At 37.7% G+C, this 24,736-nt stretch carries 29 protein-coding genes; 27 read left to right on the forward strand and 2 right to left on the reverse strand.

Annotated features, from left to right (window positions below; all coding sequences use genetic code 11):
* The first annotated feature begins 56 nt into the window (after positions 1 to 56).
* From FXF36_RS10820 to gloA2, 11 genes are all read left to right on the forward strand, one after another.
* Positions 57 to 803, forward strand: a complete 747-nt coding sequence (locus tag FXF36_RS10820) for an N-acetyltransferase (protein WP_151623965.1) — start codon at positions 57 to 59, stop codon at positions 801 to 803.
* Positions 804 to 864: 61 nt separating this feature from the next.
* The gene (locus FXF36_RS10825) at positions 865 to 1,554 is read left to right on the forward strand and encodes a hypothetical protein (RefSeq protein ID WP_151623967.1); all 690 of its coding nucleotides are present in this window, start codon (positions 865 to 867) and stop codon (positions 1,552 to 1,554) included.
* 239 nt (positions 1,555 to 1,793) lie between these two features.
* Positions 1,794 to 2,384 carry a helix-turn-helix domain-containing protein gene (locus FXF36_RS10830; RefSeq protein ID WP_151623969.1) on the forward strand — a complete coding sequence of 197 codons (591 nt, stop codon included), beginning with the start codon at positions 1,794 to 1,796 and terminating at the stop codon, positions 2,382 to 2,384.
* Positions 2,385 to 2,535: 151 nt separating this feature from the next.
* Positions 2,536 to 2,883, forward strand: coding sequence for a hypothetical protein (locus FXF36_RS10835; RefSeq protein WP_151623971.1), 348 nt, complete (start codon positions 2,536 to 2,538; stop codon positions 2,881 to 2,883).
* Between the two features lie 240 nt (positions 2,884 to 3,123).
* Complete coding sequence (locus tag FXF36_RS10840) at positions 3,124 to 3,720, forward strand: chromate transporter (RefSeq protein WP_243143502.1); 597 nt, start codon at positions 3,124 to 3,126, stop codon at positions 3,718 to 3,720.
* Positions 3,717 to 4,277, forward strand: a complete 561-nt coding sequence (locus FXF36_RS10845; RefSeq protein ID WP_151623975.1) for a chromate transporter — start codon at positions 3,717 to 3,719, stop codon at positions 4,275 to 4,277. The genes FXF36_RS10840 and FXF36_RS10845 overlap by 4 nt, the downstream gene beginning before the upstream one ends.
* A gap of 214 nt (positions 4,278 to 4,491) precedes the next feature.
* Positions 4,492 to 4,947: a GNAT family N-acetyltransferase gene (locus FXF36_RS10850; RefSeq protein WP_151623977.1), complete on the forward strand. Its 456-nt coding sequence runs from the start codon at positions 4,492 to 4,494 to the stop codon at positions 4,945 to 4,947.
* A gap of 10 nt (positions 4,948 to 4,957) precedes the next feature.
* On the forward strand, positions 4,958 to 5,395 hold the full coding sequence (locus FXF36_RS10855; RefSeq protein ID WP_151623979.1) for a GNAT family N-acetyltransferase: 438 nt from the start codon (positions 4,958 to 4,960) through the stop codon (positions 5,393 to 5,395).
* A 94-nt stretch (positions 5,396 to 5,489) separates the two neighbouring features.
* The gene (locus FXF36_RS10860; protein ID WP_151623981.1) at positions 5,490 to 5,936 is read left to right on the forward strand and encodes a flavodoxin; all 447 of its coding nucleotides are present in this window, start codon (positions 5,490 to 5,492) and stop codon (positions 5,934 to 5,936) included.
* 45 nt (positions 5,937 to 5,981) lie between these two features.
* A complete protein-coding gene (locus FXF36_RS17025) occupies positions 5,982 to 6,134 on the forward strand; it encodes a DUF6485 family protein (RefSeq protein ID WP_420330076.1) in 153 nt (50 codons plus the stop codon).
* 46 nt (positions 6,135 to 6,180) lie between these two features.
* On the forward strand, positions 6,181 to 6,564 hold the full coding sequence (gene gloA2 / locus FXF36_RS10865; RefSeq protein WP_151623983.1) for an SMU1112c/YaeR family gloxylase I-like metalloprotein: 384 nt from the start codon (positions 6,181 to 6,183) through the stop codon (positions 6,562 to 6,564).
* Positions 6,565 to 6,690: 126 nt separating this feature from the next.
* Here gloA2 and FXF36_RS10870 read toward each other — a convergent pair whose 3' ends face one another.
* Positions 6,691 to 7,470, reverse strand: coding sequence for a DeoR/GlpR family DNA-binding transcription regulator (locus tag FXF36_RS10870; RefSeq protein WP_167511369.1), 780 nt, complete (start codon positions 7,468 to 7,470; stop codon positions 6,691 to 6,693).
* 151 nt (positions 7,471 to 7,621) lie between these two features.
* Here FXF36_RS10870 and FXF36_RS10875 point away from each other — a divergent pair, with 151 nt between their 5' ends.
* From FXF36_RS10875 to FXF36_RS10920, 9 genes are all read left to right on the forward strand, one after another.
* The gene (locus FXF36_RS10875) at positions 7,622 to 8,413 is read left to right on the forward strand and encodes an HAD-IIB family hydrolase (RefSeq protein ID WP_151623988.1); all 792 of its coding nucleotides are present in this window, start codon (positions 7,622 to 7,624) and stop codon (positions 8,411 to 8,413) included.
* Between the two features lie 183 nt (positions 8,414 to 8,596).
* Complete coding sequence (locus FXF36_RS10880; protein ID WP_243143503.1) at positions 8,597 to 9,055, forward strand: bis(5'-nucleosyl)-tetraphosphatase; 459 nt, start codon at positions 8,597 to 8,599, stop codon at positions 9,053 to 9,055.
* Positions 9,055 to 9,237 carry a hypothetical protein gene (locus FXF36_RS10885; RefSeq protein ID WP_151623990.1) on the forward strand — a complete coding sequence of 61 codons (183 nt, stop codon included), beginning with the start codon at positions 9,055 to 9,057 and terminating at the stop codon, positions 9,235 to 9,237. The genes FXF36_RS10880 and FXF36_RS10885 overlap by 1 nt, the downstream gene beginning before the upstream one ends.
* A gap of 170 nt (positions 9,238 to 9,407) precedes the next feature.
* A complete protein-coding gene (locus tag FXF36_RS10890; RefSeq protein WP_151623992.1) occupies positions 9,408 to 10,256 on the forward strand; it encodes a GIY-YIG nuclease family protein in 849 nt (282 codons plus the stop codon).
* A 126-nt stretch (positions 10,257 to 10,382) separates the two neighbouring features.
* Positions 10,383 to 10,841, forward strand: a complete 459-nt coding sequence (locus FXF36_RS10895; RefSeq protein ID WP_151623994.1) for an HD domain-containing protein — start codon at positions 10,383 to 10,385, stop codon at positions 10,839 to 10,841.
* 404 nt (positions 10,842 to 11,245) lie between these two features.
* Positions 11,246 to 11,926: a DUF6796 family protein gene (locus FXF36_RS10900; RefSeq protein WP_151623996.1), complete on the forward strand. Its 681-nt coding sequence runs from the start codon at positions 11,246 to 11,248 to the stop codon at positions 11,924 to 11,926.
* A 460-nt stretch (positions 11,927 to 12,386) separates the two neighbouring features.
* Positions 12,387 to 12,899: a GNAT family N-acetyltransferase gene (locus tag FXF36_RS10905; RefSeq protein ID WP_151623998.1), complete on the forward strand. Its 513-nt coding sequence runs from the start codon at positions 12,387 to 12,389 to the stop codon at positions 12,897 to 12,899.
* 1,036 nt (positions 12,900 to 13,935) lie between these two features.
* Positions 13,936 to 14,157, forward strand: a complete 222-nt coding sequence (locus FXF36_RS10915; protein WP_174819744.1) for an alpha/beta hydrolase — start codon at positions 13,936 to 13,938, stop codon at positions 14,155 to 14,157.
* A complete protein-coding gene (locus FXF36_RS10920; RefSeq protein ID WP_151624000.1) occupies positions 14,154 to 14,654 on the forward strand; it encodes a cyclophilin-like fold protein in 501 nt (166 codons plus the stop codon). Before FXF36_RS10915 ends, FXF36_RS10920 begins: the two co-directional genes overlap by 4 nt.
* Positions 14,655 to 14,679: 25 nt before the next feature.
* Here the strand turns inward: FXF36_RS10920 and FXF36_RS10925 are convergent, their stop codons facing one another.
* A complete protein-coding gene (locus tag FXF36_RS10925) occupies positions 14,680 to 15,735 on the reverse strand; it encodes a LacI family DNA-binding transcriptional regulator (protein WP_151624002.1) in 1,056 nt (351 codons plus the stop codon).
* A gap of 230 nt (positions 15,736 to 15,965) precedes the next feature.
* Between FXF36_RS10925 and FXF36_RS10930 the strand changes: the two genes are divergently transcribed.
* From FXF36_RS10930 to FXF36_RS10950, 7 genes are all read left to right on the forward strand, one after another.
* The gene (locus FXF36_RS10930; RefSeq protein ID WP_243143504.1) at positions 15,966 to 17,468 is read left to right on the forward strand and encodes a glycoside hydrolase family 32 protein; all 1,503 of its coding nucleotides are present in this window, start codon (positions 15,966 to 15,968) and stop codon (positions 17,466 to 17,468) included.
* A gap of 19 nt (positions 17,469 to 17,487) precedes the next feature.
* On the forward strand, positions 17,488 to 22,092 hold the full coding sequence (locus tag FXF36_RS10935) for a hypothetical protein (RefSeq protein WP_151624004.1): 4,605 nt from the start codon (positions 17,488 to 17,490) through the stop codon (positions 22,090 to 22,092).
* 198 nt (positions 22,093 to 22,290) lie between these two features.
* Positions 22,291 to 22,425, forward strand: coding sequence for a hypothetical protein (locus FXF36_RS16745; protein ID WP_263008648.1), 135 nt, complete (start codon positions 22,291 to 22,293; stop codon positions 22,423 to 22,425).
* Between the two features lie 381 nt (positions 22,426 to 22,806).
* A complete protein-coding gene (locus tag FXF36_RS10940) occupies positions 22,807 to 23,238 on the forward strand; it encodes an MptD family putative ECF transporter S component (protein WP_263008649.1) in 432 nt (143 codons plus the stop codon).
* A 30-nt stretch (positions 23,239 to 23,268) separates the two neighbouring features.
* Positions 23,269 to 23,415: a hypothetical protein gene (locus FXF36_RS16370; RefSeq protein WP_167511370.1), complete on the forward strand. Its 147-nt coding sequence runs from the start codon at positions 23,269 to 23,271 to the stop codon at positions 23,413 to 23,415.
* A 106-nt stretch (positions 23,416 to 23,521) separates the two neighbouring features.
* Positions 23,522 to 23,842, forward strand: coding sequence for a DMT family transporter (locus tag FXF36_RS10945; RefSeq protein WP_151624008.1), 321 nt, complete (start codon positions 23,522 to 23,524; stop codon positions 23,840 to 23,842).
* 22 nt (positions 23,843 to 23,864) lie between these two features.
* Positions 23,865 to 24,329 carry a pyridoxamine 5'-phosphate oxidase family protein gene (locus FXF36_RS10950; protein WP_330583182.1) on the forward strand — a complete coding sequence of 155 codons (465 nt, stop codon included), beginning with the start codon at positions 23,865 to 23,867 and terminating at the stop codon, positions 24,327 to 24,329.
* Positions 24,330 to 24,736: the final 407 nt, after the last annotated feature.

Here is a 24,736-nt window from a genome sequence, read left to right on the forward strand (position 1 = left end):
ACTATCTATGCCAAGGAGCTTAAGTGTTCCTTGGCAAATTATTGAAAGGAGCGGTCATGGAATTTGTTCATGTAACAAAAGATAACCTCGAAGAGGAGCATATTTGCTGCGCGATATCAAATAATAAGGATGTTCAGGTTTCTTCTAAGAAGGCATGGCTTTCGGAGAGGTTTGATGAAGGGCTTGTTTTCCTAAAGAGCGTAGAGCGCGGAAAGTGCTTTATCGAATATATCCCGGCGGAAAACGCATGGATTCCGATAGAGGCAGATGGATATATGTACATTGACTGTCTTTGGGTGTCCGGGGCTTTCAAAGGACATGGATATTCTAATGATCTACTTACTGCCTGCATCGAGGATAGTAATGAAAAGGGAAAAAAAGGGCTTTGTATTCTTTGCGCTTCAAAGAAGAAACCGTTTCTGGCTGATCCTAAGTTTCTGAAGTACAAAGGATTTGTCGTGAGCGATGAAGCTGATAATGGTATTCAGCTTTGGTATATGCCATTCGATAAAAATGCAAAAGCTCCGGTGTTTAAGGAATGTGCAAAACATCCGCATATAGAAGAGCAGGGATATGTTCTGTACTATACGAATCAGTGCCCGTTCAATGCAAAATATGTCCCGGTTTTGGAGCAGACGGCAAAAGAAAATGGTATTGCATTCAAGGCAATACATCTTGAAAGCAAAGAAGAAGCACAGAATGCACCGACACCGATCACGAATTATGCGTTATTCCATGATGGGGAGTATGTTACAAACGAGCAAATGAACGATAAGAAATTCTTAAAACTTGCAGGAAAGTGATATTCGTATTAACCGGAATACAATGTAGACCGCCAAATCGGCAGTTTGAAAGGAGAATAAAATGAAAATAATATTTATTGGAAATAGCCATACCTATATGAATGACATGCCACAGCTTCTTAGTGAGATGGTAGAGAATGTAACTAGCGAATCCTGTGAAGTTTTCATGCTTGCATATTCTGGTAGATCCTTAAAATGGCATATGGATGAGGAATATTTCTCTGAGAGATTTAACATATTACATGGTAATTATGACTATTGTGTTATTCAGGAACAGGCCCACCCGATGCCAGAGGAGGCTGATACTTTTACCTATGCTTCAAAGATAATTGAGCTTTGTAAAATGGCTAAGACAGTTCCTATAATATTTGAGACATGGGCAGAAAAAGCAAAGCCTGAAAATCAGCTAGAAATGAATAATAGATACAGAAAGCTAGCTAAGGAGCAGGATGTATTGCTCGCACCAGTAGGTGAGGTTTGGAGTGCAGCAAGAGAAGAATTAGAGGCCAAATATGATACAGATTTATATTATGTGGACGGCGCTCATGCATCAGCAATAGGTGATTATCTTGTTGCTACTGTTCTTACAAAGGTAATAACAGGAAAATTACCATCTAATGATTTTGTTAAAATCTATGATTTTAGTTTGCCAAACGATGACTGGAATTCTGTTAAAGAAAATGTGGATGAGGAAATAATGTCAGTGCCACTTGATGTGGCAGCTACAATCAGGAAATATGTTTTTGAATAAATGAAAATATAGTAATTCGTAATATGTCTAGGCACTGTGTCTAGGCATATTTTTTTCTTTCTTTATCTTTATTTATATATTGAAAACAAGTAAAATAAAAACGTTACCAAACCCCGTAAAATGGGGCAAAAATGGTATGTAAAAGGGTTTTTACATCCGTATTTTTGGCTAATGTAAAAGCCTTTTGATGGAAGAAGCATCGCCCTTTGGGTAGTATTTAGACAACAAGGAGAAAGCAAATGGAACTTGGAAAAAGAATAAAGGATTTAAGAAGCGCACACAATTGGAATCAGGATGAGTTAGCTGAGAAGATGTTCGTATCTAGACAAACAATTTCTAATTGGGAAAACGAGAAAAGCTATCCTGATATTCAAAGTATTCTTTTACTAAGTAATCTTTTTGAGATTTCTCTAGATCAACTAGTCAAAGGAGATGTAGAACAAATGCAAGAGATTATTAATGATCAAGATGTAAAACAAATGAAGTTTTACGGAAAAATGATGCTAGCTTGTTTGGCTATTATGATTGTAACATTCGGTCCATTATATTTAGTTACTGGATTATGGGGACTAATTCCTGAAGGTATTTTTGCTATAGCGATGTTTTATTTCGCAACAAAGCTTAATGGCATTCAAAAAGAGAATGACCTTGTTACTTATAAGGAAATTGTTACTTTCATGAATGGAAAGAATCTTGATGAAATCAGCAAGCAGCGAGAAATCGGAAAGCGCAATTATCAAGTTGTAGCTGTAATGATACTTGCTGGATTAATTTCCGGAGTATTGAGTTTCACAGTAGTATTTATTTTTAAAAGAGTAATTGGTTTATAAAGTATGACTTCTTGTGGGCTACTTAAGGAAAAAGCCCACAAGAACTTGGCTTTGCCAAGCAATATTTTCTTTCAGAAAATATTGGTCCATGTCCGGCTCTTGATTTTCTGAGGAAAATCAAAAAACTTTACAAAATAGGAGGATAATGATTATGTTAAGTCAGAATTTTTTAGCAGTAATGGGTGTTGTAGCAGGAGTTTTAGTTTTAGCATGGGCAATTTGGATGATATATATTGGAGTAAAATATAGAGCTAATCAAGATGCTGAAATCAAATTAATAATCACAAAGGCAAAGGCTTGTTCATCAAATGTTTTGTGGTTTATGGTTGTTGTGTGGGGGTTAGTTTCTTCATATATAGGAGCACAAACTACTCTTACTGTAGGTCAGGTTCAATTTTTCATTATGCTTTTATTAGGTATACAGTGCGTTATAGAAATGTTTGCATTCTTTTATTACAAAGACGAATTGAAGAAAAAGACAGAAACAATAGTAGAATAAGTTCTGTTTTTTAATCTGTTAATCTGCCAGCATACATAATTGAAAGTTCTCCACGAACTTTGCCCCAATTTCTGATTGGCATTATCAATTTCTTGGTAAGTCCGTCTTCATTAATTCCTAGAACAACATAAATATCAGGAATATCGATTTGGTATTCCGTGACAACTAAGGATTCTGTATAATTAAAGGCAGTGAAATTAACAAATCGAGGTTTGTCGGGATAATAGGTTATATCGGAAGATGAAGAACATCACTGTGGAGGCCATTATGCTAATTGATCTGTTTTTAACATTTGCAAAGATTGGGGTATTTACATTCGGCGGTGGGTATGCAATGATCTCACTTATCGAAAATGCCTGCGTGGATAATAAAAGATGGATAACTCATGATGAAATGATGAACATTATTGTGATAGCAGAATCCACGCCTGGTCCCATAGCAATCAACTGTGCAACTTATGTCGGATATAAAAAGGGGAAACTTCCCGGAGCGATTATAGTTACTCTTGGGATGATACTTCCGTCTTTTGCTATTATATATGCTGTCTCAAGATTTCTGAATGGTTTTCTTGAAATAACTTGGGTCTCAAATGCATTTCGCGGAATAAAAATCGCTGTTGGGATTCTTATTGTTGATGCTGCGATAAAAATGCTGAAGAAAATGAAGCAAAAACCTATGCAGATAAGCATAGTTATATGTTCTGGGCTTACGATGTTCCTTATAAACGTATTTGCCGTTAATATATCATCCATGATACTTATGCTTGCAGCTGCATTTATCGGTATCATTGTTTTCGTTATAAAGAATAATATGGAAAAGAGGCGGGAAGAGAAATGATATATATTGATCTGTTAATCGGATTTTTTGAGGTCGGCCTTTTTTCTTTCGGTGGAGCTTATGCGGCAATACCTTTGATCAGGGATGTTGTCAGGGCTCACGATTGGTTGGATGATGAAATGCTCGCATACATAATTGCTATCAGCGAAAGTACTCCTGGACCGATTATGGTAAATATGGCCACATATGTCGGAAGTGAAAAGGGAGGATTACTTGGTGCGATAATTGCTACCACAGCGGTTGTATTACCTGCTTTTTTTATCATTTTGCTTATAATGGCAGCAATGAAGAAATTTCTTCAAAACCGCTTAGTCAAGGCTGCTTTATCTGGGTTACAGCCATGTATTATAGGAATCATCTTGGCAACAGGTATATTTATGATTATAAAAAACTGCGGTTTTGTTTTCAGTGGCAGCCCTGATTATCTTACGGCAGGTCTTACTTGTGTTATCGCATTGATATATTTTGGTTCGAGAAAAATCATAAAAAAAGGATTAAGCCCCATCACGCTTATTTGCTTTTCAGCATTTGTGGGAGCAATGGCTTACATGCTATAAAATCCAAGACTAAACGCAATACCTATATACCCTGTTTTTACAAAGGTTACTACAAAAAATGTGGTAGCCTTTTTTAGTTGAAAATGTGGTAATTAAAGCTTTAATTAGATAGTCAAATCAACTAGAATAAAGACATTGATAAATCGGCATTTGAGGAGATGCGATTGTGCTTGAATGGTGCAGTTTGTTTTGTGAATAACGTAGGGGGATAAAAATGGTTGAAATAAAAATAGCAAAACAAGATGATATTGAACGTTTGATGAGCATTCGCCTTGAAATGCTTAAGGTTGTTAATAGTCTTCCAGAAGATTATGAGTACTCAGATGAAATTAAAAATGAAAGCCGAGATTACTTTTTGAATGGAGACCAGATGACTGTCCTTGCTTGTGATGGAGATGCTGTCGTTGGTTGTGCATCCATGAGCTTTATAAGGATAATGCCAACATTTGGTCACCCGACCGGAAAACGAGCCCATCTTATGAATGTATATACGAAAAATGAATATCGCCGACAGGGTATTGCTCAAAAGATGGTCGAATTGCTAATAGAGAAAACTTGGGAAAAAGGTGCCACAGAAATCAGTCTTGATGCAACCACAATGGGAAGAACCCTCTATGAAAAATTAGGGTTTACGGATTCGACAGAATGTATGGTTCTAACAAATTATTAGGAGAAAGACCATGAGAGAAATAACGCCGAGCGAGGTAAGCAAACTGTATGACTGTATTCAGGAGTTATCAGAATATCACAATACGACATCTGAGAATTTCAAAGGATGTTATCCTATAAATCCATATGAAAAGACGCTGGATTCTTTTGAAGCGGCACTAAGAAATAAAGAATCTTACATAGCAGTCTCAGAATTTGAAAACCAGATTATTGGTTTTTGCAAAGTAGATATAAGTGGAGAAAACGGTAAACTGGACTATTTGCTGATAAAGGAAGAATTCCGAGGAAGAGGCTTTGGTAAAGAACTCATGGACTGGGCAATGCTTATGTTTGTCAAAAATAATGCTATGCACATTGAAGTAAAAGTGGTTGATGGTAACCCTACGATTCATTTGTATGAAAAATATGGATTCAAAATGAAATCGCACATATTAGGGATTGAGCGTTAAATCCGAGTCAGGTAAAAGAAGAGTAGTACACCCAACTGTTTTAAAAGGCTGGGTCATTATAAATATAAAGGTATCAGAGGGAGGTTAATACGCTATGAGTACATTAGTAACTTATTTTAGTGCTGAAGGCACAACAGCTAAGGTTGCAAAGGAATTTGCAGAGATGATTGGTGCCGATATATTCGAGATTGTTCCTGTAGAGCCATATACAAAAGCCGATATCAAATGGACTAATCCACTTGCCAGGTGTAATAAAGAGCAGTTTGGTAAGAAAGATGTTCCCGTACAGGGAAAGATAGAAAACTTTGAACAGTATGATACTATATATATTGGCTTCCCAATATGGTATGGAGCAGCACCTAGGGTCGTCAACACATTTTGCCAAGGCTATAACTGGACCGGTAAAAAAGTCATGGCGTTTGCAACATCTGGTGGAAGTAAGATTGGTAAAACTGCAGAAAAACTCCAGCCTTATGTTACTGGTGCAGCTTCTATAGATGCTAAACTTGTAAGTAATTCTTATGAAGTAAAGGACTGGTAAAACAATAAATTTTATTGAACTATTTGGGATTCATCATGGATGATTATGTTAAATCACGACAACGGATGCACTCCCTGCATAGCAAAAAATCTAGCACAACGAGAAATTCCAAGCTGCTTTTTTAAGAAAGCTGGTGGCGAAAAGCCAACCAAAGACTGGTATTTTGAAGATTTTGCGGCATTAATAAACAATATATGAAAACACCTTACAATATACAATTTTAAAGAAAGAAAGGAATTAATACATGAATCTATCTACTATTCATCACATCGCCATCATCGTGTCTAACTACGAGAAATCAAAAGATTTTTATGTTAATAAGCTCGGTTTTACAGTGATTCGTGAAAATTACAGACCTCAAAAGAATGACTGGAAACTTGATCTCAAAATAGATAATACAACAGAGCTTGAGATTTTCGCTCCAAAGAATCCGCCAAAGAGACCTTCATTTCCAGAAGCTTGTGGTCTTAGGCATCTGGCTTTTAAAGTAAATGAAATCGAGAGAGTAGTAGCTGAACTGAATAAACTTGGTATCGAATGCGAGCCAATACGGACAGATGAATTTACAAATAAGAAAATGACTTTCTTTTTTGATCCAGATGGATTACCTTTAGAGCTTCATGAATAAAAAATGCCAAAAGAGAAAAACTCTACCAAGAACATATGATAATTGACTTTCCAAAGGATGAATTAAAGCCATTAAACATGATTCTAAAAGCAGTAGAATAATCTAACACCATCACAATGGGGCGCCTCAAAAATGTGTTATGTTTAGATTTACCTTTTCTTTTAAAATATTATATTGATCTTCATCGGAGATATCAGAGTCTGTGATAATAGTATTAAAGTCTTTGATATCTCCGAACTTTTTCATGATATGTTGCCCAAATTTAGAGTGGTCAACGAGAAGAATATTTCGCTCCGAGTTTCTCATGACAACCTGTTTTATTGAACAATCCATTTCAGTGCTGGTTACGCCATAGACTGTATCAATATAGCCTGTTCCTAGAAAGGCAGCGTTAAAATGAAAATTTGAAAGATAAGTCAAAGTATCCATATCCATAGGACCGCCGTTTGAGTCCTGATATTTACCAGGAGCTATGTATAATGTTATATATGGATTATGAGAACACTCCTGCATTACAGCCAATGAGCTTGTCACAACGGTGTGATGCAAAGATGGAAGATATCGGGTCATAAGCAATACTGTGGTGCTTGGATCTAAATAAATAACATCATTTTCTTTAACAAATTCTGCAGCTCGGCGAGCAATTGCAGCTTTAGCCTCGTAGAAGCTTTCTTTTCGCATGTCAAAAGCATGTATGCCTGAGTTTGGATGCCTGATAGTAGCTCCGCCATAATGAGTGACAAGTATTCCCTGTTCTTCCATTATGTGTAAATCTCTTCTGATTGTCATATCAGATACGCCAAATTTTTGTGATAAATTCTTTACATTTACTGTAGTCTGTTTTTTTAATAATTCGTAGATAGATTCACGGCGGCCTATTCCATTATTTTCATTTATCTGTTTCATAGAAAACTCCTTCAGAGGTATAAATGTTTCATTAAACATAATTATACCACGAAAATTTACAAATCAAACAATAACAAACATTAATTAGTGTTAATATGTGTGCTATTATCTTTTTGCAATCGGAAATATAAAATATTGTTAGGAGATAGCAATGTGTAAGAAAAAGTATTTGTTTTTTGATATCGATGGCACACTTGCCGCAGGAGGATATGAAAATTTCTATATTCCTGACTCAACTGTTTTAGCGCTGCAAAAGCTTAAAAAGGCTGGTCATTTTCTATGTATTGCAACAGGCAGAGCTCAGGCTCTTGCAGTTGATATAATGAATGAGTTAGGTTTTGAAAATATGGTAAGTGATGGAGGTTATGGTATTACCATTAATAAAGCTCTATTAGGAATCAAGCCACTTCCAAAAGAAAACGTGGTTGCTTTAATAAGAGAATGTCAGGAAAAAGGATATCCATGGGGGATTCAGCCTGAAAATTCAGCTGTAAGATATGTGCCAGATGAGCGATTTAATGAAATCGCAAAGGATACATATATGAAACAAAAGATAGTTAGGGGATTGAATCCTGAAGATTATGAACATATATATAAAGCATACGTAGCCTGCAGAGCAGAAGATGAGAAAAATCTCAAAGCACTGGATAATCTTCCTTGTTGCAGATTTCATGAACGTTATTTGTTTATTGAGCCAAGCTACAAGTTTGTAGGCATAAAAAAGGTTATGGATTATTTTCATGCTGATTATAATGATGCTGTTGTTTTTGGTGATTCTGGCAATGATATTTCAATGTTTACAGATGATTGGACAAAGGTTGCCATGGGAAATGCTATTCCTGAATTGAAGAAGCTTGCAGACTATGTGACTTCCGACGTTGATAAAGATGGAATTTACAATGCCTGCGAGAAGCTGGGATTATTTGATACTGTTGCTTGTTAATACCTTTCAGCGTGATCTCGATAGGGAGCGTTATGAAAGGTGTTAATATAATATGGTAATTAAAGCTTTAATTAGGTAGTCTAGTCAACTAGAATAAAGACATTAATAAATCAGGATATATAGAAGGCAAAATGATTGAGTATAAACAAACGGGGGAAAATAATAATTTGAGGAGACAGAAATATGATATTTGAAAAATCTTGTGGGGCAATAGTATATACAGTTGACAACGGTGTCATAAAGTACCTGCTAGTTGAAGAAAATAGTGGATTTCACAGTTTTCCAAAAGGACGTATGGAAAACGAAGAAACAGAAGAACAGACAGCAATTCGTGAGATTAAAGAAGAGACAGATCTTGAAGTTGAACTCATTACTGATTTTAAGGTATGTGAACAATACAATCCTGCGGAAAAGCCGGGTTTTACAAAACAAGTTGTATATTTTTTAGCTCATTATTCAGATGCAAAACCCAGAGTGACAAGACCTAATGAGGTCAAGTCGTTAAAAAGCTTGAGTCTTGAAGATTCACTCATAACTATAGAGCATGAAAATAAAAAAGAATTGCTTAAGCTAGCAGATGAGTATATAAAACATAAAATTGTGTCTACTGAACTGGATGTCCATTTCGTGCGAGAGAAATAATGAGCGAGAAAGCTAGTAAACCTATTGACCAGTTGACATTAGAGAGTGAATTTATAAGAACTTTTAAAAGTGCTAAATCTGCTGGAGCTGAATTGGGAATTAATAGTTCAGGTATTGGTAATGCCATTAGAAAAGGTACTACTTCAGGAGGATATCGCTGGCGACAACATATAGAAAAATAGCGTAGATTAAATATGGTATTAAAGCAAGAGAGTTTTCAGTTTTTGTGAAAACTCTCTTTTTATAAAACAAACGAGACATCAAGCTTTGTTTTTTGTTAAGCTAAACGTATTTCTGTCATATATTTATGATATATAGGATGAAGGAGCCTAACTTCATGGAGGATTGTAGTATGCGTTTTATCGGTACTATTTTGCAATTTGATGCAGATGATCATTTAATAGGTGAATATACAGGCGAGTTAAAATGCATTCTCGATAATATTGAAAACGGTGAGACATTTTATTACAGATTTCCCTGTTTCTCAGATATAGGTAGTAAGAAAAAGATTAGATATACTCATTTTGGTCTAAAAGGAATAAATACAAGTTGTAATGAGTATAGTGCAGAGGAATTGATTACCTATTATTTGAATTATGAGATACAAGCGTATTATAGACGTAAGAAGAAAGGAAAGAAATTTCATTGTAGAGGATTTGAGAATATCGAATTTATCTATGCAATTCAATTGCAAGAAGCTGATAGATTAAACAGAAATACAGCAGAAGATTTTAATAAACGGTTAGATTCATTCTTAAAGAGGCATTCAGAATTCAAGCCAGTGGTTGATTTAAACGACTATCGAGGGATGTGTGGAATTTATCTGCTTGTATTGGATAAGTACAATGTTTGTTATATAGGGCAAACGCAGACTGCTCTGAGAGTACGTATAAAACAACATTGGACAAGAAGCGATTACTTTCTGCGAGGAATTGATAGATTTAAAGCAATGGATACAACAAGAATATATGTATATCCCATTCAGGATACCGAAAGTATTAATCTAGCAGAGTATTCCTTAATACCTGATTTCCCAGAACAATATACTCTTAATTGTGGAAGTTCCGGAGGGGATGTATATTTTATGAAATCCCACGGAGAATTGCCAAATATAGAGCCAGATAAGCATTATAACAAGAGTAGTTTAAAAGACTATTTGGATCAAGCGGAGAAGATATTAGGGATTAGAAAAGAGTTATAAAAGATTTGTTTAGTTATCATTAGGTTGATACACCCCTAAAAATACACATATTAGTTGTATCATACACGTACGAGGTATTGAAATATGAACTGATGCAATATTTTCTAATCTATGGGAGGATAGCAAATGAGCAGATTAAAAACACTTCGTGAATACGTAGATAAAGAACTAAGTCTATTGGAAGAAGAGAAGCGTACAAGTGCAACTGCACATTTATATGGCGTATCTCTTGCAGCCACAATTCTAGCAAAGAAACGTGGTCTAAATGAAGAGCTTGCAGCTATGGCAGCTATGCTTCATGACATGCACGCATATAAGAGTGGCTCATATGATAATCACGCTCATTTAGGAGCTGATTTAGCTAGAAAGATTCTTGATGATTTAGCTATAACTTCTGCAGAAGAAACTGATACCATTTGCTCTGCAATATATCATCATGATGACAAATTAGTGGTTGATTCCCCTATGGATGAACTACTAAAGGATGCAGATGTAATTGATCATTGCTTCAAAGATTCTTCTAAACCTATCAAGGAAAAAGAGCAAAAGCGATACGAAAATCTTTGTAAAGAATTAGGTTTGTAGAAACGATATTGGGGAGGTCTAACACGTGGTGTGTTAATTTTTTTATTTTTCAGTTAGACATAACTAACTTTTAGCGATATAATAAATATAGAGATAGAAGAGGAGGTGTTTACTATGACACTTATTCAGATTCTTTCGATTATATTTATTGTTGGAGCTTTAATTTGGCAGCAATATTATTTACACAAACATAAACATTAAAGAAATTGAGGAAATACCAATGACAAAAACAATATTGAAAATTGATGGAATGATGTGCGGTATGTCACAGAACAAACACCTGACGAGAAAAAACTTATAGCTGCTATTGGAGAAACGGGCTACACAGTACAATCAGTAAGTTCAGAGCCATATAAAAAGAAATTCTTGGGATTGTTCTAAAACTATCTGGGGGGGATATTAGTATGAATAACCTTACATCACGCCAGAAGATTATGTTTGGCGTATATTCGATGATTTTAGCTATGATAGGTGATTATCTGCTGGGTTACAAAACATTTAGTACCTCCAGCTCGCCTGAAGCATATATGGGAATCACTTGGAATGTAGTACCTGATTGGAGATATGCAACATCTTCTATATTAGGCTTTATGTGTGCTGCACTATTTGCCGTAGGTGCTGTGGAAGTAATCAGCGTATTAGATAAAAAATACAAACTAGGAAATTCAAAACTATTTAAACTCTTCAAAATAGCAAATTGGGCCGGTATTCTCTACTTCGCATTTGTTCATATAGGAATATGTATGCTTCCCGTTGTATTCAACGCTGGAATGGAAGTAACTGGAGATGTTCAAACCTCTGTAAATATGGTTTTCAGAGTATTAAAAAGTATTGCGGTACCATTAGCTGTAGGTTTTATAGTATGTGATGTATTCGTAACTATAGCCTGGATTGGAATGATTCTAAAAAAGATGATTCCAGTTAAAATAATTGGAATCATTTGTTGCCCTATAATTACTGCACTTTTGGGTCAGCTTATGAATTACATTTCTGAAGGATCCGATTCAGGATTTGAATCATTCGGATGGTTACTTATGTACTTGATTTGTGCGTTTTCTTTAGTTAATAAAGAGGAGAGAGTATAACTATCGATAAAATAATAAACGCTCAAAGTGGAGGAAATATATCAATTCGTCACTTCCAGAGGTAAATGCAAAAAAATCTATAATCCCTGATTTTACAAAGGTTACTGCAAAAAATGTTGTAGCCTTTTTTAGTTGACAGGAACGGAAAAATAGTATCTAAGAGACTTATTTTCTAGTATTTACGTATGTCAAAAAGGTATTTAACATAAGCTTTCCAGAACTTAATGCTAAATGCCTGGGTAGAATCCATATATTGCATTAAGTTCTGCTAACAGATTATTCAGAGCCTTTATTACTGTTACAGTAGTCATCATCGCAACCGCTGCAAGACATATGCAGAACAGCATAAGTATAATTCTATTAAACAAATTTTGGAAATATGGTAATTAAAGCTTTAATTAGATAGTCATATCAACTAGAATAGAAACATTAATAAATCTCGCAGTTTGTGGAGGAAAGCATGACGAATAGAAAGACTAACATTGTTCCTTTTGAAATGAAGTATTTGAATGAGTATTATGATGGCTTTAATACTGAGATTACAAAATACCAATGGCCTGATCCTTTTCGTACAGTTGATGATGCAAAAGAGTTATTACAAGAATTATTGGATGAAATGAAAAAGGATGAAACACTTTTATTTGCGGTTGTTGATTCAGAAGAAAGATTTGTTGGAAGTGTTGAGATGCATGGACTTTCAGAGGATTGTCCGGAAGTGGGAGTATGGATTTGTGAGCCTGAGCAGGAAAAGGGGTACGCATATGAAGCCCTTTCTTATATATTGCATTTCGCGCAGGATAAATATGGTAAAAAGAATTTCTTTTACGAGGCTGATGTTCGAAATATCGGTAGTACTAAATTACTGAATAAGTTTTCGAATCTATACGAAATCAATACGCTTGGCGTAGAAGATTTTGTAACGGATTCGGGAAAAGAGCTTAAATTGCAGGGGTCAGTAATGAAAGTTAAATAACAAATTCCAGCTTGTTGGGCATTTTAAAAGAAAAAGAACTCGAGAACCTCCAGTTTGAAGAATTAAATAATTGAATTGTTAGAGCCTGCCCTTGTGGCGGGCTCCTTTTTTCTGTGCAGGTATAATCTTGGGCTGATATGGGAGGTGGTTATACCTTTTATAATATATGAGGAGATTAATATGAAGCCAAAAAGGTATAACTGGCTTGGAAATTTATGTCAGGTTATACCTTTTGGTGGGCATTGAGACATTATATTGAAGTCAAAAAGGTATAACTAGCGAGGGAAATTATGGAAGGTTATACCCTTTTAGTGGGCATTGAGACATTATATTGAAGTCAAAAAGGTATAACTAGCGAGGGAAATTATAGAAGGTTATACCTTTTAGTGAGCTATGGAACATTATATTGAATCTAAAAAGGTATAACTAAATGCAATAATTATAGATGGTTATACCTATTTATTCAGCAATTAGAGCCTGTGAAATTTTTACTGTAAATATGGAACTTCTATGATAATTTAGATTTATGATGGATGTAGTTGGATTGATTGGTTACAATGGAAGAAAACGAGGATGTTGATTAATTAAAGAGACTTTACATAGGACAGTTACTTCGAAAGAGATAGCTGTTCTTTTAGTACCTCAAATTAAAAATTCACAATTAAAGTATTGACTTGGAGTTAACTCCAAGGTGTATAGTGAACATATCAAAGGTACAAATGATAGCTTGAAATGCAGTAAATATGCTATATGGAGGGCATATGTCATGACAATTAAGGAAGTATGTGAGAAATATGATATCGCTCTCGAAAAACTAGAGTATAAAATTGGAAGATATGAGATTGCCGAAAAAACAGGCAAACTGACATGGGAATAGGAGGTATATTTCCATGATGAAAACAGAAGAACTTAAGTTGGTAACTGAGTGGGATAAGGTATTTCCACAGGATGATAGAGTAGAACATAAGAAAGTAACATTTGTAAACTAAACTCAAATGGTGGTTGGGCAGTGCAGGCTGGCACATCTTTATTAAATATGCGCCAGTTCACATATGCAGATGAGATTGACAGCGCAGTACTTATGGTTCATGGCGAGAAAGCTCATTCTTGCTATTTCAGCAAAGATGCTTTCAAGCTTTTAAAGGGAGACAATAAGGAACTAATGATTATCCCAGGCGCAAGTCACATAGATTTATATGACAATATGGATGTGATTCCTTTTGACCATATTGAGGAGTTTGTAAGGAAAAATATATGAAGATAAGGATAGCATTTACAATAGTCATATTAGTGTCTATTATGCTGGGAATAACAGCGTGTGGCTCGAATACAAATGATAATGCGGCAACAGAGACATCAACTTTAAGGGAAGAGCCTAAGGTAAATGAAGCGGAGGTGAATGACACGAAAAGCATGGTGATGAAAATCGGAGAAATACCTGTAGATATTACCTGGGAAGATAATGCTTCCGTCGAAGAACTTAAGAGTCTTGCAGATTCGGGACTGACAATACCGATGTCGATGTATGGCGGATTTGAGCAGGTGGGACCTATCGGAACGAGTATTACAAGAGATGATAAACAAACGACCACATCAGCGGGAGATGTTGTTTTGTATTCCGGGAATCAGCTGGTAGTCTTTTACGGCTCCAATTCCTGGGCATATACAAGGCTTGGGAAAATCAACTTGTCGGAAAAAGATTTAATAGAATTGCTGAGCAACGGTGATGTCACAATCACGCTGCATGTGGAATAAGGAGCAAGAAGCAGCTTCTGAGTAACTACTCGGAAGCTGTTGATTCTCTGTAAATAATATCTGTTTCTATATAAGTTCTTTTATAAGGCATGGCAGGATTTGCGATTCTTGCAAGAAGCAAATCTGCTGCTATATAGCCCATAGAGCTGGAATGGATTTTGATGGTGGTAAGGCTAGGCTCCATCAGGCTTGCCTCTGGGGCATCATCGAATCCGCATATACGAATATCCTTTGGGACCTTCTTCCCTAACAATTTCAATGCTTTGATTGTAGACATAGCTAAAAAGTCGTTGGCACAGAAAAATAAATCAGGGAGCTGCTTCAGGGAGGCAATCTGTTGGCTAAGCCAGGTTGTGTCAGAGTAGGGATTGCTGTCGTCTGCAAGTATGCAGCTATCCATATCTATTGCAATGCCTCTGTCAGTAAGGACTGAAACGTAAGCCTGCCATCTTTCATAGAAGGACTGGCAGTGGAATCTATCGCCGATAAATGAAATCCTTTTGCAGCCGCTGTCAATCATGGTATCAAGCATGTGGTGAACGCTTGAAAGATTTTCCATATATATAACATCTGCCTTAATAGGGCATCTTTGGCTAAGTGGAGTATCCACAAATAGCATCGGGATATTCTGCTTGCAAAGAAATTCGCAGTAGCTTTCTGAAAACAGCTCCATGCAAAGTATTGCGGCAACATTTTCGATATCAATGTTGGTTGGAAAGCACATGTTGTTGATTTCATAATCGCGAATGATGTTTATAGAAAGCTTGTAGCCCAGCGCATCTATCTTGTGCTGAAAGGCCTCTAAAAGCTTTGTTCCAGAGTGAGAGTTGCCAGGGAAAGCCTGGGTGAATAAAGCAATTTCTGTTTTATCAGTGGGAGCCATTGCTTCTCCTGGCATTGCAGCAGGCTGAGTGAACCCTGCCATATTGAACTGCTTGTAGCCCATGGACATAGCGGTCTGGCATATTTTATTTCTGGTTTCTGCTGATACATTTCCTGTATTGTTAAGTGCTCTTGAAACAGTGTTTCTAGAAAGTCCCAAGGCATCTGCTATCTCTTGTAAAGTAACTCTATTTCCCATAATTTTCTCCTGCGTAAAATCTAATAATAATGATACTGAAAATGCGCCAATGTGTCAAATGTAACATTGTAAAGTTACACTCGTTGTAATTTTCACCAAAAGAAAACCCTTAATTAATCACATATTTCACAAAAATGATGTGCAAATGCATTAGAATATTGCTTTAAATGTAACATGAATGTACACTGTATGTAACAATTAGTAGTGCAAATGCACCTATAGGAGGGAATATGAAGAAGGTTGTTTTGATGCTTCTGCTAGCTGCTATGTGCGTAAATGCGGTAGGCTGTGGCGCAGGTTCTAATGCGGAAGTCACAGATGAGGAAAAGTACATAGGAGAGGAGTGGAGTAATTACGTGTTTTACCCAGCTTCAATAGAAGGCTTTGTTGGTGACACAATGCCATTTTATGATGATGGAAAATTCAATGTTTTCTATCTGGCTGACCAAAGAAATGGCAAACAGGGATATCATCCTTGGGGCTTAATTCAGACAGAGGATTTTTCCAGTTTTGATGATAAGGGAGTAGTTATAAATTACGGTGAAACAGTTGAGAGTCAGGATATTGCTCTTGGTACAGGAAGTGTAATCAAGGATAAGGATGGAATCTATCATGCTTTTTACACAGGACACAATGATACCTATTCGCCAAAGGAAGCAGTGATGCATGCCACAAGTAAGGACATGGAAAACTGGGATAAGATTCCAGAGGATACCTTTACAGGAAGCGGCAATTATTCACAGGACGATTTTAGAGATCCTTACGTAATGTATTCAGAGGAAGATAAATGCTATCTCATGTTTATCACAACAAGAGCTAACAACAATGGTGTAATAGCAAAGTATTCTTCTAATGATTTAAAGACATGGAAGGATGAGGGTGTCTTCTTTGAAAACGATATGGGCAACGATTCCAACATGGAATGTCCTACAGTTTTAAAGTATAAGGATAAGTGGTATCTATCATTTTCAGACCAGTGGCCAAACAGGCAGGTTCATTATCGTATATCCGATAGTTTAAATGGAACCTTTGAAAAGCCAGCTAATGATGTATTTGACTGTAACGGTTTTTATGCAGGCCGCTTAGAGACAGATGGAGATAATCTTTATGTAGTTGGTTGGTGCGGAACAAAGAAGAATCACCAGGATGCTGATGAGTATGACTGGGGCGGAAATATGGTCACTCACTTACTTAATCAAAATAGCGATGGAACACTTAATCCTGTATTAAATCCTAGCATCAAGAGTACCTTGAAAAATGAATGCAAGCTTTCACCGGTGAAGATGACAGAATCAGTTAAGGAAAAGGCTGGAAACTATTCATTTAGCGGCAATGATTATGAGGTAGTTGGTTTTAAAAATATTATGGGAAGCTACCTACTTGAAACTACAGTTTCGGATTTTGATGAAAATGGTATGTTTGGACTTTGCTTTAATACAAATGATGAAAGCGTTGGAAATCTTAACATTGTGTTTAATGCAGCTACAAATAAAATCGAGTTTTATAACACAAGCAACATCGTGCAAACAGCAGCACAGTCTAGTTTAGACTATGATATAAAAAATGCAGGGGAGCTTAATATAAAGGCTGTTATTGCCGGTGGTGTGGTTGTTTGTTATGTAAATGACGAGGTGGCATTTACATCGAGAATGTATCTTTCACAGGGAGGCCAATGGGGATTATTTAGCATCAAATCCCCAGTGACCTTCAAGGATACAAAGCTATATAAGTAGGTAGTATAGGAGGGAGAATATGTTTAAGAAATTGTTGGGTGCTAGTCTTAAGGCCAAGCTACTTGCCACAGGTGGTGTGGTAGTAGTTGCAGCAGCAGGCCTTGCGGGCACTATGGCACTGGGGTCAGGTAATGATGAAATTACTATCAAGGATGAAATCGTTGCCTTGGCAGGCGGCTGGCCACAGTCTTTTATGGCAGACGATTATGTGGAGCCAGAATTTGTAGACGACAAAGACCGTACAAACAATGCCTTCAATGTGGCTGACTTTGGAGAGCAGGGAAACAACGGTTGGTTCTATAGATACGGTACAGCAAAAAATCCTGCAGCATCAAGAAGAATGGAAAAGTATGATGGAGAAAAGTATTTCCAGGTTGGTAAGACTGGTATGGAAATCAAATCAAACTTTATCCACACTGCAGAAGGCACAGCACCAATCCTTGAATGGCGCGCTGCTAAAAAGGGTGATATAAATGTCAGCCTTACTTATGTAAAGAATGTAAATATGGATAAAAATCCATCTTATCCAGATGGTGTCACATTATATGTGTACAAGGGTGATGAGGCCATCGGTAGATATGAGGTAGATGTTAAAACTGATGGGGAAACTGTTGTTGAAAAGGAGCTTAGCAACCTATCAGTAGACGAGCTTGAAAGCCTTTACTTCATCGTTGATCCTAACATGAACAATGCCTACGATGGTGGTTCATTATATGTAGCCATCAATGATGTAGATGCCAAGAGGCCATCAGCCATCAATGATGTGGCAAGAAAAGATAACAATGCAAATTCCATTGAGGACTTTGGCGCCCAGGGGCAGAACGGATGGACTTATCGCTTCGGAAAATCAGGCAAGGATTCAAAGCTTGTTTCCACAGACAACAATGGAGAGTTTATGAATGTAACATCTCCAAACCTTGTCCTTAGCCACTATTTCATTCATCCTGCTATCAACGACAATGCGATTTTGGCTTGGAAGCCTGCTGTTGATGGGGCTGTAGAGGTAAGAGGAAAGTACAAGAAGTTTGAGCAGAACGATGGAAATCCTGACTGGCCAGATGGCGTTATCGTATCTGTTTACAAGAACGATGAAAAGCTCTTTAGCAAAAAGGTAGCTGCACCAAGAAAAGGTGAAAATGAAATTTCATTCAGAGAGAAGCACCTTGATGTTTTAACAACTGATGAGCTTTACTTTGTGGTAGATGCAGGTGGCAATTCATCTTATGATGGTGGTTGCTTCGATATCGACATTGTAGATAGAACAGGGGCCAAGACTGAGGCTGATGTGGCTATCGATGAGACAGAAACCAGACAAAACTTCGCTGATACAAAATATGATTTTGGTGAGCAGGGTAAAAACGGCTGGTTCTATCAGGATGGATTTGCAAGCGAAGCTACAAATTCTTACAACATGATGAATTTTGAAAAAGAAGAAGAAAGATATTTTGATTCCAGCTATTTGGAAATCAAAAGAGATTTCGTAAATCCAGGTAAGGGCAAATCAGCAGTTATTAAATGGAAGGTTGCGCAGGACGGCAAGGTAAAGGTTGACGCCGCTTATACCAAGTTTAAAAACGAGGACAAGAATCCAAGCTGGCCAGATGGAACAATCGTTACAATCTTCCATAACGATACCCCCCTTGTAACTGAAGATTTTGCCCCAGACAGATTAAGAGAAATTACAAAGCGCCTGGATGTGGCATCAGTAGATGTTAAAAAGGGCGATTTCATCACAATGGTTGTAGATCCAAAATCTAACAATGCTTATGATGCTGGAAAGTATGAATTTTCAATTAAGGGAATCACTCCTATGGTTGGAAAGACCGAAAAGGATGTAACCTATTTCGGTGGTCAGCGTACAAACAATGCTTCCACCCAGGAAGATTTCGGCAACCAGGGTGTTAATGGATACTGCTATCAGTCGGGCTATTACCTGAATCCTAACTATGCAGTAAATCTTGAAACTTATAAGAAGAATGATAAGTACACAACTATCGATGGTGTAGAAATCAAGCGTGACTACATCATGCCAGGAAACAAGGGCCGCTCAGCCATAGTTAAATGGGTGGCAAATGAGGAAGGCTCTGTAGATGTGCTTGCAGATTATACTAAGCACAAGAACGAGGACAAAAATCCAGATTGGCCAGATGGTGTAGATGTTTACATCTTCAAGAATGACAAACAAATTAAAAAGGAAAGCTTTGCACCAGTTGTAGGCCGCGAGGTTACAAAGGATTTATCAGTAAACGGCCTTATGGTCAAGCCAGGAGATTGCATTTCTCTATTGGTTGATGGCAAAGACAATACAGCCTATGATGGTGGAAACTTTAAATTTGTAGTTGAGGATGCCGAGCTTAAGACTATTCCTATGGTAAATGAGAGCGGTAAAAATATCGCAAACCTTGCTCTGGATTTTGGTGCACAGGGAAGCAACGGCTGGTACTACTGCGAAGGCCGTGGCATTGAAAAGTTTGAGATTCTTCAGAAGAAGACCGAGGACGGTTCAGGCTACATTTCAAGAAAGCAAAAGAACCTTGAGATTAAGAAGGATTTTGTGCAGCCTAGACTTAATGCAAATGCAATGTATAAATGGGTAGCTGCAGCAAACGGTCAGATCGATATTACAGGAGATTACACAAAGTTTGGTAATGAAGATCCAAATATGGATTGGCCAGATGGTACTAGAATCGGCGTTTACATCAATCGCCACAATATCATCGATGAAACAGTAACCTGCCCAAGAGGCGAGGACAAGCAAAATACAAAGGCAATAAATATTAAAAAGCTAGATGTGCATGCTGGAGATGTTATCACCTTCGAAGTAACCTGCAACAAAAACAATGCATGGGACGGTGGACGCTTCAACATCGACATCGCAGATTCAAACGAGATAAAGGTTGTTGTAGGTGATGAAGAGCGCACAAACAATACAGTTCTTGGAGCACTTACATCAATGGCACAGGGCACCGATGGCTGGTGGTTCCTTGAAGGCAAAACACCTGCCGATGCCAAGGTACTTACATATCTCAACGCTGATGGCACAGCCTATATGTCTACTAAAAACGAAGGTCTCGAGATGAAGAAGGACTACGTTCATCCAGGCAAGGATAAGCCAGCTATGTATCAGTGGGTTGCTTATGAGGATGGAAAAATCGATATCATTGCTGAATATGTTAAGTTTGGTCAGAACGATTCAAATCCAAATTATCCTGATGGCGTAAAGGTTAGCGTTTATAAGAATAATGACATTTTGTTAGAGCAGGATGTTGAGGCATTTAGAGGCGATGGCAACGACAACAAGCTTGAAATCATGCTTACAAAGCTTGACGTTGTACGAGGTGACAAGATTTCATTTGTAATCGATGCTAAAACAAATAATGCATGGGATGCAGGAAGACTTTCAGCTAGCATTTATGCAGCAAAGGAAAAGACACCAGAGGAAGAAGCTAGAGAGAACAACACAAATCTTAGCAGCGCATTCGGCGAGCAGGGTTCTGACGGCTGGTACTACGGCATGTGCGACTGGGACGGTAAGAACTTTGAAAGACTTACCTATGATGCTGAGATGGGCAGATACTTTAATAATGGCAAGCCAGAGCTTAAGGCTGACTTTGTAGAGCCAGGTAATGGCAGAAATGCAGCATACCAGTGGGTTGTTGCAAAGACTGGCAGAATCAACATCAAGGGAAGCTACACTAAGTTTGCAAACAATGCAGATCCAGCAGCAAACGGCGTATGCATGCGAATCTTCATCAACGGTGAAGAAAAGAAGTGGATTGGTGGAGATATCCAGGGCAATTTTGCAGCAGATATTGTAAAGGCAATTGATGAGGCATATCTTGTTCACGAAGGTGATGTGGTAATGTTTGCTATCGATTCAGATGGCAATGACAGCTACGACGGCGGAAAGCTTGATATTACAATCAAGGATGCTGACGAAGAAGAGCCAGAAGAGCTAGAAGAGCCAGAAGAGCCTGTAGTAGATGAAGACAGAACCAACAAGACAACATTGGCAGAAGGCTTTGGCGCTCAGGGTGAAAACGGCTGGTTCTACGGTACATGTGATTGGGATGGCAAGAATTTTGAAAAGCTTCCATACGATGCCGAGAACAATAGATACTTTAATGGAGGCAAGCCAGAGCTTAAGTCAGATTTTGTAGAGCCAGGTAATGGCAGAAATGCTGCTTATAAATGGGTAGTTGCAGAAGATGGCCGCATCCGAGTTCAGGGAAGCTACACTAAGTTTGCCAATAGCGCAGACCCAAATGCAAACGGAACCTGCATGAGAATCTTCTTAAACGGAGTTGAAAAGAAGTGGCTTGGCGGTACAACACAGGGCAACTTCTCGGATGATAAAACAGTCACATTCGACGAGCACTATGAAGTAAAGAAGAACGACGAAATCACCTTCGCCATCGACCCAGATGGAAACGACGCCTGGGACGGCGGTAGATTAGAGGTTAACATCTCGGATGAGTCTGAGGATGAAGATGATGACGATGCTTCTGATGATAGCGATTCTGAGGATGAAGATGATGCTTCTGATGATAGCGATTCTGAGGATGACAAGTCAGAGGATGCAGAGACTGAGGAAGCTGAAGAGGATTCTAAGGAAACTGAATAGAGTGAGATTATAGGAAGTATAGGAGGCCAGCTGATGAGCTGGCCTCTTATTTGTTTGCGCATCTTAAGCGTGGAGGTCTCACAGAGGTTTCATTAGCCTAGTAACAACGAACTGTGAGAAGTCAGCCGAGCCCATAGTAGTGAAGAAATTTCTGTAATGGAGATGGAGCAAAGGGGTGAACAATCAATAAGTTTGAGTATGTCTCGTGTTGCAGAAATGACAACATCTGCCGTAATCAATCGGGAAAAGGGTGGTCAAATCAAGCGAGGCGGAAAGGAAAGCGCCATTAACTCACTGCCTTTGGCTGGGTATATGGTAATCAAGCAGGTTTGAAAGTGGGGGTGTGGCGGCCGCCACGTGTCTGCAGGGGGATTTTGGGGTGTTTCGGGGGCACTGTGGCATAAAAAAATATAGTGGGTTTCGGAAATTACGGGTTATTACGGGGAAACTCGGATTTGCACTGTAAATTTCTTGGTTGAGAAGGAGAATGGGCTTGATGGTGCTGCTTTTATATACTCGCATTGTCATAGCTGTCCTTTAGGCAACAAAGATAATACACACTAAGGACGATTTACAAAAATTTTTACCGTTCAAATCATGAAAATCGCAAAATAACCCGTAAAGAAAGCAAACTAAAGAGTTTTAAGATTTTTCTTGAAAAGAATTTTTAATTAACTTAGCATTTTATTAGGACGTCCAAATCTTTTCGCGTTTGTGTATCTATATGTGTGTGCAAAGATGAAGTGTTTTGGAGCTGCGGCATTTTTGAATGCATATGTGCTAATCATTGGAACTCTTGTAGGCGAAGGTAATCTTGCATTCTACATCATAATGGTTATTGTGGCAGCGGTTGCTGAGCTGGTTCGAAAGGTATTTGGTTATGATACCAAGAAAGGTGTCAGATTCAGCTTTATTCCTTTTGCATATTCATTCTATGCATATTCTGCGCATTGGTGGGCAAATACAGAGGATTCTCTTCAAGCGGCCGTAGATGAAATGCCAGAAGGATATGCAGAGATGATGGAACCTGTTATAGCAAATATTCCAGCACTTGTGATTGCGCTTATATTGGTAATTCCTGTGGCACTTCTTGGACTGTGGATTGCTGAGGAAGTGATGAAAAAACAGGCGGAGTCGTTTAGTTAATGCATAAGAGGAGAACCGGAGGCGGCAGATATGACAGACAGAGAAACAGAAATAAAAGGTGCTTATAAGAGTTTGGGTAAAGCACATAGTTTTTATGATGGAATGATGACTTGTAGCACGGTATATTTCAATAAGATTGACGAACTCCATAAATTAATATATTATCATAGCAACTAAATCAAACAGACGCCCATTGCTACCGAGTAGTGGGATTAACGTCATTCCTTTACCGTTAGGTCATCGCAGGTGAAGGAATGGCGTATTTTATTATACGGAGGTTTTTATGAAGTGGATTTATTTATTGATTGCTGGTGTACTTGAAATTACATGGGCTGTGGCGATGAAAATGTCAAATGGGTTTACAGTACTTATTCCATCTATTATCACAGGAATAGGCTATATAGCCAGCGCAGTGTTTTTAGCGATAGCTATAAAGCAGCTTCCATTGGGGACTGCATATGCAATGTGGACTGGTATGGGAATATTAGGAACGACACTTTTAGGTGTTTTTCTTTTTAATGAAAAACTGTCAGTTCCACAGGTGGTTTGTGTTATTCTGATTGTAATTGGAATAACCGGGCTTAAGATTTTAGCGAAAGAATGAGGTGTTTGAGATGTTTAGGGAAATGCGTAGATTTAAGCAGCAGGTGTCAGATGCGGAGTGTATTGATATTTTGAAAAACACTAAGCGTGGTGTCTTATCTGTAATTGGTGATGATGGTTATCCATATGGTATCCCAATTAACCATTATTATTGTGAAGAGGATGGTAAGCTTTATTTCCATGGAGCAAAGGCAGGACACAAGATTGATGCTATCAAGGCTTGCGATAAAGCTAGCTATTGTGTTCATAACGATGGCTTTTGTAAGGAAGGAGATTGGGCGCTGAATATCACTAGTGTAATAACATTTGGTAGAATCCATCTAGTTGAAGATGAAGAGGTGGCTCTTAAGATTTGTTCAGAGCTTACTAAGAAGTTTACCGATGATCAGGCTTATCTAGAAAAGGAGATTAAGAACTCATTTAAAAATGTCCAATGTATAGAACTAGTGCCAGAACATATGACAGGAAAGCTTGTGAATGAGTCGTAAAAAAGTGTCGTAGGATAGCACGCCACCACAGGCAGCTATAGCAAACAAGTAATTTACCATTTGTTAAGTCAATGACATAAATGAAAAGCTCAGATTCCTGTTCGCAGGGATTCTGAGCTTTTTTGCTATTCTTCATCCAGCTTTCTACATTGTATATGGCTCTACCACTGGTCAAGAGCAAGCCCTTCGGGAGTTTCGCTCTCTTGAGTTAGTGGTAGAGCATTATAAATGGTAATCAAGCCGGCTGAAGAAGGGGATTGTGGCTAGGCCACAGCTCATTTAATGGCATGGGGCTAGTTTGGTTCAAAATTACGTAAATCATGGATGTTACAGTGTTTTTTTATAAAAATAGAAATAACACTGTAAGAGAAAATGTTTGGTTACAGTGTTTTTTAGAATAATGCTAG

Source organism: Pseudobutyrivibrio xylanivorans, assembly GCF_008935055.1.
In the GTDB taxonomy this organism is placed as follows: Bacteria; Bacillota; Clostridia; order Lachnospirales; family Lachnospiraceae; genus Pseudobutyrivibrio; species Pseudobutyrivibrio xylanivorans_A.